General features: G+C 71.4%; 7 protein-coding genes, 1 tRNA gene and 1 other RNA gene. 5 read left to right on the top strand and 4 right to left on the bottom strand.

Annotated elements, in window-relative coordinates; translation table 11 throughout:
- Window positions 1–1,628, bottom strand: a 1,628-nt coding sequence (locus tag ABZ154_RS26245; RefSeq protein ID WP_356836538.1) for a DNA polymerase III subunit gamma and tau, incomplete at its 3' end; no start/stop codon positions are given.
- Between the two features lie 128 nt (window positions 1,629–1,756).
- Window positions 1,757–1,851, bottom strand: an RNA gene (gene ffs, locus ABZ154_RS26240) — signal recognition particle sRNA small type.
- Window positions 1,852–1,995: 144 nt separating this feature from the next.
- Between ffs and ABZ154_RS26235 the strand changes: the two genes are divergently transcribed.
- From ABZ154_RS26235 to ABZ154_RS26215, 5 genes are all read left to right on the top strand, one after another.
- Window positions 1,996–2,083, top strand: a tRNA-Ser gene (locus tag ABZ154_RS26235).
- 492 nt (window positions 2,084–2,575) lie between these two features.
- Window positions 2,576–4,786 (top strand): helicase-associated domain-containing protein, encoded by a 2,211-nt coding sequence (locus ABZ154_RS26230; protein ID WP_356836536.1) that lies wholly within the window; start codon window positions 2,576–2,578, stop codon window positions 4,784–4,786.
- Between the two features lie 94 nt (window positions 4,787–4,880).
- Complete coding sequence (locus ABZ154_RS26225) at window positions 4,881–5,786, top strand: phosphorothioated DNA-binding restriction endonuclease (RefSeq protein ID WP_356836534.1); 906 nt, start codon at window positions 4,881–4,883, stop codon at window positions 5,784–5,786.
- 55 nt (window positions 5,787–5,841) lie between these two features.
- On the top strand, window positions 5,842–6,132 hold the full coding sequence (locus ABZ154_RS26220) for a CopG family transcriptional regulator (protein WP_356836532.1): 291 nt from the start codon (window positions 5,842–5,844) through the stop codon (window positions 6,130–6,132).
- A 100-nt stretch (window positions 6,133–6,232) separates the two neighbouring features.
- Window positions 6,233–6,472 (top strand): hypothetical protein, encoded by a 240-nt coding sequence (locus tag ABZ154_RS26215; RefSeq protein ID WP_356836530.1) that lies wholly within the window; start codon window positions 6,233–6,235, stop codon window positions 6,470–6,472.
- 378 nt (window positions 6,473–6,850) lie between these two features.
- Here the strand turns inward: ABZ154_RS26215 and ABZ154_RS26210 are convergent, their stop codons facing one another.
- Window positions 6,851–7,741 carry a DUF2690 domain-containing protein gene (locus ABZ154_RS26210; protein WP_356836528.1) on the bottom strand — a complete coding sequence of 297 codons (891 nt, stop codon included), beginning with the start codon at window positions 7,739–7,741 and terminating at the stop codon, window positions 6,851–6,853.
- Window positions 7,738–8,523, bottom strand: coding sequence for a peptidoglycan-binding protein (locus ABZ154_RS26205; RefSeq protein ID WP_356836526.1), 786 nt, complete (start codon window positions 8,521–8,523; stop codon window positions 7,738–7,740). The genes ABZ154_RS26210 and ABZ154_RS26205 overlap by 4 nt, the downstream gene beginning before the upstream one ends.
- Window positions 8,524–8,776: the final 253 nt, after the last annotated feature.

Genomic DNA, 8,776 nt, shown 5'->3' with positions numbered 1-8,776 from the left:
AGTTCGAGCGCTTCGCGCTGCTCCGGCGTGGTGCCCGCGGCCTCGGGCCAGGCGAGCGTGGCGAGCTCCCGGCGGCGGGCCTCTGCGGCCGGTGCGGGCGCGGGTGCGGCGGGGGGCGGCGTGGCGGGGCCGCTGCCGGGGGCGGAGGCCGTGGGCCAGCCGCCGGGACGCCGGGCCTGCTCGCCACCGGCCGGGGTGGGCCAGGAGCCGGGCCGCTGGACGGGGGCGGGGTCCTCGGCGGGTGGCTGCGGAGCGGAGGGCTCGGCTGCGGCGGGCGGTGCGTAGGCCGAGGGCGCGGGGGCCGACGCCTCGCCTCGTACGGCGGCACGGGCGGCGTCCGGGCCCGCGGGTGCCGCAGGGGCGGGCTGCGACACGTGGGCCTGCGGGGCGTGGGCCTCGGGCCCGGGGACGTACCCCATGGGCACGGCGGCGGCGGGCGGCGCCGCGAACGAGGCGGCAGCGGCGGCGGACGCACCGCGCTCCAGCCGGTCGAGCCGGGCCTGCATCGACCGCTCGTCGTCGAAGGCGGCGGGGAGCAGGACCCGGGCGCAGATCAGCTCCACCTGGAGGCGCGGCGAGGTGGCACCGCGCATCTCGGTGAGCCCGTCGTTGACCAGGTCGGCGGCGCGGCTGAGCTCGGCGGCGCCGAAGACGGAGGCCTGGGCCTGCATGCGCTCGACGACATCGGCGGGGGCATCGATGAGCCCCTTCTCCCCGGCGTCGGGCACCGCGGCGAGAATCACCAGATCACGCAGCCGCTCCAGCAGATCGGCCACGAACCGCCGGGGATCATTGCCCCCCTCGATCACGCGGTCCACGACCTCGAAGGCGGCTGCCCCGTCACCGGCGGCGAAGGCGTCGATGATCGAGTCGAGCAGCGAGGAGTCCGTGTACCCGAGGAGGGAGGTGGCCATGGCATACGTCACACCGTCGTCGGCCGCGCCGGCCAGCAGCTGGTCCATGACGGACATGGAGTCACGCACGGACCCGGCCCCGGCCCGCACGACGAGCGGCAGGACGCCGTCCTCGACAGGGCTGTTCTCCCGCCCGCACACGTCGGCGAGATAACTGCGCAGGGTCCCCGGAGGAACGAGCCGGAACGGATAGTGGTGCGTACGCGACCGAATCGTCCCGATGACCTTCTCGGGCTCGGTGGTCGCGAAGATGAACTTGAGGTGCTCCGGCGGCTCCTCGACCACCTTCAGCAGGGCGTTGAACCCCGCCGGGGTGACCATGTGGGCCTCGTCGATGATGTAGATCTTGTAACGACTGGAGGCGGGCCCGAAGAACGCCTTCTCGCGCAGATCACGGGCGTCGTCCACACCACCATGCGAAGCGGCGTCGATCTCGATGACATCGATGGACCCCGGCCCGTTGCGCGCGAGGTCCTGGCACGACTGGCACTCCCCGCACGGGGTCGGCGTGGGCCCCTGCTCGCAGTTCAGGCAGCGGGCGAGGATGCGCGCACTGGTCGTCTTTCCACAGCCGCGCGGCCCGCTGAACAGGTACGCGTGATTGACCCGGTTGTTCCGCAGGGCCTGCTGGAGCGGGTCAGTGACATGCTCCTGACCGATGACCTCGGCGAACGACTCGGGGCGGTAGCGGCGGTACAGCGCAAGGGACGACACATCTACGAGGTTATCGGGGCGGACTGACAACCAGCCCCACACGGCCCGCCCGGGGCTTCCCGGCCCAGCTCAGGCGCCGGAACACCGCCCCGGAAGCCGCCGGAACCCCGCACCCGGCCCCGGAACGCAAAAGGGCCCCCCACGCACCCGCCAGAGCCAACCTACCCTTGCTGCCTTCCGGCCCTGGGGGAGTTCAGTCAGATAGCGCCACGTGAGGGGCTGACGCCCACCTTAGCGGATCCCCACCCCCTCCAGTCCACCCACCCGCCCACCCACCCGCCCCGCCGGACGACCTGCACGGCCTCTGCGGACGATCTTCGGGGAACGTGTTCGCGAGCACCCTCCAACGTCTTGTATTGTTTGCGGCGGAGGATTCGCCTAGTGGCCTAGGGCGCACGCTTGGAAAGCGTGTTGGGGGCAACCCCTCACGAGTTCGAATCTCGTATCCTCCGCCATTGCTCTCACCGGGCAATACGTCGAAGGGCCCCGCAGCTTGCTGCGGGGCCCTTCGACGTTGACGGTCTCAGTTCTGGTCTCATGGGAGACATCAGGGACACTTCACTCCGCCGACTTGCCGTCGCCGGGTCGAGTCACAGGACATCGCCTTCACTCAGAAGCGGGTTTCTGCCGACTCAGGACGCAAGCGTCCCCCGCGATCCGCCATTCTGGGTCTGCGCAGGTCCGATTCCGGTCGGAGACCACCGGCACTCGTCTTTGTGAGGTGTCCCATCGGCAAGCCCAGTGGATCAACTCTGGCCGCGTGGCTGAGTGATCTGGAAGTCGACCGGCTTGAGCGGGTCCTGGCAGCTCGCCCGGATGCCGTGTCCCCGCTGGAACCACGATCGTTCGGCGAACTCGCGGACCGCCTTCAGCGCCCGGCGTCGGTGGCCCCGGTGTTGACCGGACTCGCGCTGCCACACCTGCAGGTAGCCGAGACACTGGCGGCATTGGGGCCCGTTCCATGTGCCGCCCTGGCCGATCTGGTGGATGTGACCGGAACGGAGAGCGCTCGCGGGCTGGGCGCGGCCTTGGAGGCGCTGGCGGACCGCGCACTCGTCTGGCCGGACGGCGAAGGGCTGCTGCGCATGGCGGCGCCGTTGCCGCAGGCGTGGGACTCGCCGCTGGGGCTGGACGCCCCGCTCACCCTGCTACTGGCGGACACGACCTCCGAGGAACTGCGCCGCATGCTGGTGGCCCTGGGCATCCCGTCACCCGGCACCACCAAGAAGCATCGACTGACGGCCCTCCTGGAACACCACAGCGATCCGGAGCGGGTGGCCGCGGTGATCGATTCGGCACCTTCGTCCACCCGGAATCTGCTTGAGCGGCGAGCCTCTCACGGGGGTGAACGGGCCGGATCACCGGCGCATTTCCTCATGTTCGGGACCCCGTCGGCCGACTCCGAGCCGATTGTGCGCTGGGCACTGGAGCGGGGACTGCTGGTCCAGGACCGGCACTCCGGGTACGGATCCACACGCATGCCCGCCGAGGTGGCGCTCGCACTGCGCGGTGCCGGCTGGCGCGCCCCCTTCGAGCCCGTCCCGCCCGTCGTGCGGACGGTGTCCGTCACCTCGGCGGAAGTGGACCGGGAGGCGGCGGCCGCCGCCACGGCGTTCGCCGCACATGCCGCGTCGGTTCTGGCGACGTGCTCCGCGGCTCCGCCGGTCCTGCTGAAGTCCGGCGGGGTCGGAGCACGTGAGCTGTCCCGGATCAGCAAGGCGGCGCAGTGCGACGACATGGTCGTACGCCTTGTTCTGGAGACGGCGTACGCCGCCGGGCTGCTGGCCCGGGACGGCGACCATGTCGCGGCAACGGACGGATACGACACCTGGGCGGAACGAGAACCGGCGGAGCAGCTCACGGCGCTTCTCCACGCCTGGCGGACGCTTCCGCTGACTCCGACCCAGGCGCGCGGCGAGGACGGCAAGGCGCGGCCCGCGCTCGCCGGAACACCGCCCTGCGGCGGCTCTCTACAGGCCCGGGAGGGGCTCCTCGCCGCCGCGGCGCAGCTCCCGGCGGACCGGGGAGTGCACAGCCCCGCAGAACTGGGGCCGCTGGTCGCCTGGCATCGCCCGCTCGCCGAGCAGCTTCCCCAGGACACCACGCCTTTCGCCACCGCGATCCGGGAAGCGGAACTGCTCGGGGTCGTCGCCCGCGGCGCCCTGTCCCCCATCGGTGCCGCTCTGCGGACCGACGACGCCGAAGCGCTGACCGCCGCCTGCGAGCGGCTGCTGCCGACGGCCACCAGGGCAGTCCGTTTCGGCGCGGACCTCACCGCCGTCGTCACCGGCACACCGTCCGCCCGCCTCGCCGCACTGCTGGACACCGTCGCTGACAAGGAAGCCGGTGGCACGGCATCGGTGTGGCGGTTCAGCCCCACAACCGTTCGCCGTGCCCTGGACATGGGCCGCACGGCGGAGGCCATCGCGGCAGACCTGGGCGCCGTCGCGGTCGGCGCCCTCCCTCAGCCGCTGTTTTACCTGATCAACGACTCCGCACGCACTCACGGCCGTGTGCGCATCGCCCCCGCTGCCTGTGTGATCCACGGCGAAGAACCCGCTCTCCTCGCCGAACTCGTCACGCACAGAAAGCTCGCCGCCCTCGGCCTGCGCTTGCTGGCACCGACCGTGCTGGTCAGCCGGACCCCACTCGACAAGACGCTCGACACGCTCCGGGCCGCCGGCTACGCCCCCGTTGCCGAGAGGGCCGACGGAACCGTACGCGTCGAAAAGACCCGGCGCCAACGTGCCGCCGCACCGGTCCCGCCCCCACTCCCAGGCCAGCGGCGGCGGCCCGTGCCGACGGTCACTCCGGTGACAGTCGGCCTGAGCGCGCTGGCCGCCAGGCTGCGGGCCGCCCCGCCGATACTTCCGGATCCCGACCCGTTCGGCACCGGGGTCCCCTACGGCACGGACACCGAGGAGATCGTCGCCGGATGCGCGAAGAACCTGGCGTACAGCGATGTCCGCCAGCTCGCCCATGCCATCGCCGCCGGCACAGCCATCACGGTCGAGTACGTCGCCGCCTCGGGCAACCGGACCGTACGTACCCTCAGCGAGCTCGTGCTCGACCCGCCCTATCTGTATGCCTGGTGCCACCTGCGCGACGACGAACGGGTCTTCACCCTTTCCCGCATCCACGCCATCATGCCCGGGTAGCCGGGATCCGCGTCGTGTACTGGGTGTTCGGCCGGCCACTCCGGCGATGCGCACGACCAAGTACCGCGAAGAACCGCCACTACGATCGCCGACCATGGACTGGGTCGAGCGCACCGCGCAGTTGAGGCAGTGGACGAGGAACGGGGCGCGGGCTCCGCACAAGCCGTTGCTGCTCCTGTACGCGCTCAGCCGGTACCAGCAGGACGCCGACGTCGAGCTGCGGTACAGCGCGGTGGAGGAGCACTTGGGGCGGCTGCTCACCGAGTACGGTCCCAGCAATCGGACAACGCCCGCCTACCCCTTCCATCACCTGGTGAGCGACGGCGTGTGGGAGGTGCGCACCGAGCGCGGTCCGGGCAGCCCCGGGACCGGGGTCAGGGAGCTGCGCGCGACCGGCGCCACTGGGCGGCTGACCCCGGAGCTACGGGCGGCACTACGGCGGGAGCCGTCCCTGCTCGGCCGGATGACACGGGTGCTGCTCGATCTGCACTTCCCGCCCTCCCTCCACGGCGAACTTTGCGAAGCCGTCGGCCTGGCGCTGGAGGAGGCCGAGACCGGACCGACATCGGCCACGCGCAGGCAGCGGAACCGGCGGATGCGGGAAGCGGTCCTGACGGCGTACGAGTACCGGTGCGCCTTCTGCGGGTACGACGGCAGGATCGGCGCGGTGCCGGTCGGGCTTGAGGCCGCCCATGTGCGCTGGTGGGCGTTCGACGGACCGGACGACGTCGAGAACGGGCTGTGCCTGTGCTCACTGCACCACAAGCTGTTCGACAAGGGCGTACTCGGTCTCGGCGAAGGCCATGGCAAGGGCCACCGCATCCTGGTCTCGCAGAGCTTCGTCGGCCACAGCACCGCCGCCCGGGAGCACGTCATCACGCTCGCCGGCCGTCCGCTCATCGGCCCCCAGCCGGGCGTCCGCCCCATCGCCGCCGCCCACCGTTCCTGGCACACCAGCCAGGTCTTCCACGGCAGCCCGCGTCCCGCCACGACCGCCTGACCGCCGACCTGGCGGTCACGAGAATTGCACTGGTAAGGAGTGTGATACCAAGAGAATGGTCGCTTGTCTGGCGACGAAGAAGGTAACGGTGACGATTCCCGAGGATCTCCTGGACGAGATCCGTGCGGAGGCGGCAGAACGGGGGATGTCGGCGTACGTCGCCGAGGCGCTGCGCTTGAAGCGCGACCGGGACCGACTGAGGGAGCTGTCGGACTGGCTGCAGGAGGAGCACGGTCCTCTCACCGAGGAAGAGCGCACCACAGCGTTCAAGGAGTTGGAGGGCCTCGACGCCGAGCACGAGCGCCGGCGCGCCACCGGCTCGCACGGCGCCGGAGAAGCCGCGTGAGGAAGCGGTCCGGTGAGCCCGGGCAGCGGCCGCTGCGCGTCTTCGTACTCGACTGCGAAGCCCTGTCCCTGGCCGTGCGCGGCGACCGGAAGATGATCGCGTGGCTCGACCTCGCAGCCCGGGGCGAAGCCGAGGTGGTCGCGTCTCCGATGACGCTGGCGAGGCGTACGACGGCAGAACCACCGAGCAGCGTGGGGACTGGGTGCTTTCCCGGCTCGAAGTCGCCGACATCGGGAAGGACGAGGCCCGCCGGGCCCGCCGCCTGCTGGCGGACGCCGAGCTGCACGGTCACAAGTACGCGATCCACGCGCTACTCGCCGTCGTCGCGCGCCAGCAGTAAGGGCAGGTCACCGTCTTCACCTCGGACGTGGACGACCTGGAGAGGCTGGTCCCGGAGTCGATCGTCGTCAAGAAGGTATGACCCGGCACTCCGGTCTCAGTTCCGGTCTCATTCCAGCCTGTCCAGTGCCGTGCACCATCCGTCCGATGCCCGGCTCCGTTCCAGGTCAGAACAGCCCCGCCCCACTCCGAACCGTCGGACGAACATGTGGAAAGCATGGCGGGGGCAACCCCTCACGAAGTCGCATCTCGTATCCTCCGCCGTTGCTCTCACCGGGCAATGCGCTGAAGGGCCACCGTTCGCGGTGGGGCCCTTCGGCGTTCGTGGTCTCATCTGCAGTCTCCACGAGACTCTTCGGAGCCCTCCGCGCCGCTGTCGTCAGGCTTGTTCGGAGCCCAGCTGCACCGACGGCGAGGAGGTCCTGGCGGAAGGCTCGGTGACCCGAGACTCGAAGCACTCCCGCTCGCCGTCGGCCGACGCCGGCCGGAAGCAGGCCCGGACGGTGCTGCCGACGGTGACCTCGGTCATCCCGGTGTAGACGAAGGCCGCCGCGTCCTCCGCGTTCCCGACACGCACGCTGTGGGTCGGGCCGTCCGCCGTGACGTCCACCCGGTCGCCGATCTCGGTCCCCCAGGTCCGTACCCAGCTCGCACCGCACTTCTCGCTGTGCCGCAGCTCGACGTGGGCTCCGGTGGCTGTGCGGTACGTGGCGAGGGTGTCGGGGCCGATGCCACAGATCAAGCGCATCGGATCCCGCCCTTCGCAGGCGGTCCCATGGCACAGCGGAGCCAAGGAGAAGGGAACGGAGGCGGGCGACGGTTCATCCCTGGGCGCCTCGGAGCCCAGTAGCAGGAAGAGCAGCACGACGGCGACACCACCGGCGATCACGCTGCAGGCCGACGCCAGCAGCACCAGGAGCCTGCTCCGTCCAAGGCGTCGCCGAGGCCCTTCGGTCGTGGCGGCCTCCATGGGCGGTGGCGGCGGACCGTCCGTCGACGGGGAAGGGGCGGGCTGGGGGGTTGCCGCCGAGCGCCGGCTCCAGCTCGACTCGGCGATCTCCCAGAGGGCCAGCGGTCGCCCCTGCGGATGGTCTGCTAGACGGCACAGGTCCTGTACGGCCTGGCGCGGAGGCAGGGCCTTGCCGTTGAGGTAACGCTCCCACGAGGACTTGCTGTACGCCGTCCGCTCCGCCAGTGCGACCAGGCTCAGCCCCGCATCGGCCCGCAGTTCGCGCAACGCCGTGATCAGCCGGGTATGTTCCGGGGTCACGTCGGACCTGCCTCCCGCAAGGCATTCCACGTGGGCGGGTCGATGACTCCGTTCACGATCAGCCCGTTCCTCTTCTGCAAGTGCTCGACCGCTCGTCGCGTCTTCGGGCCGAAGACACCGTCGATGTCCCCCGGCACGGTACCCGCCCGGCGTAGCAGGCACTGGGCCTCGGCCACTTCGAGGCCCACCTGGGTGTTGGAGAGGAGCATGTCCGCGGTCGGGCTCAGCCCCGCGCGCCAGCGGCCGTCGCGTCTCTCCATGCGGCAGGTGTAGATGACCGGGACCAGGGTCTCCGACACGGTGGCCGGCGCGGTCGCGACGGCCTCCTCGCGCTGGTGGGCGAGCTGGGTGCGGGCCTCGGTGAGCCGCACAGCCAGCAGGAGGGCCACAGAGACGGAGAGTACGGTGACCACGGTCGCCGCGATGAGCGCTGCGCGCAGGTGGCGCCCGGACGGCTGCCGCTCCCCGGGGACCTGGACCTGGGCCGGGGCCGCGGTCGGGCTCTCGGGCGCCCGGGCGGCGGCCTGCCGTCCCTCCGACCAGCATTCGGCCGCGCTCTCGTGCAGCGCCAGCAGGCGGGCCGGATCCTCGCCGCAGACCCGGGACATGGCCGCCACGGCCTCCTGCGGCGGCAGGGACCTACCGTTCAGGTACCTCTGCCACGACTTCGCGCTGTATCCGGTCCGCGCGGCCAGTTGCCGCGAGCTGAGTCCGCTGCGGTCCTTCAGCCCGCGCAGCCGGACCATCAGCTGACGGGCGGGCGGAGGCAGTTCCGCGGGCATTTCCTTCCAGCGGGGCACGCTTTTCCCATCACGTTCCGGACCGCAGGCGCGGCCTCCAGGCATCGGTCCCATTCTGCCTCAGCTGCCACGGGCGGCACAGAGCGAGAACCTGCCGCGACAGCCTGGCGGGCGTCCGCTCGGACGCGGAACCGGCCGCCCCTCCGACCTCGTCATCCCGCCGCAGGGACTTGGCGGGCGGCATCTCCGCAGGCCGGAACGCGGGACGTCCCGGGACGGGGTCACTTCCGCGGCA

Origin of the sequence: Streptomyces sp. NPDC006261, from assembly GCF_040613515.1 — a bacterium.
Classification (GTDB): domain Bacteria; phylum Actinomycetota; class Actinomycetes; order Streptomycetales; family Streptomycetaceae; genus Streptomyces.
Note: the sequence above shows the minus strand (reverse complement) of the source record. Positions and strands in the feature narration are given on the sequence as shown.

What these genes read in the sequence shown, in the direction of transcription:
- ABZ154_RS26205 (WP_356836526.1), bottom strand. Translation starts at nt 8,523, where the DNA reads ATGCCCGCGGAACTGCCTCCGCCCGCCCGTCAGCTGATGGTCCGGCTG.
- ABZ154_RS26225 (WP_356836534.1), top strand. Translation starts at nt 4,881, where the DNA reads ATGGACTGGGTCGAGCGCACCGCGCAGTTGAGGCAGTGGACGAGGAAC.
- ABZ154_RS26220 (WP_356836532.1), top strand. Translation starts at nt 5,842, where the DNA reads ATGGTCGCTTGTCTGGCGACGAAGAAGGTAACGGTGACGATTCCCGAG.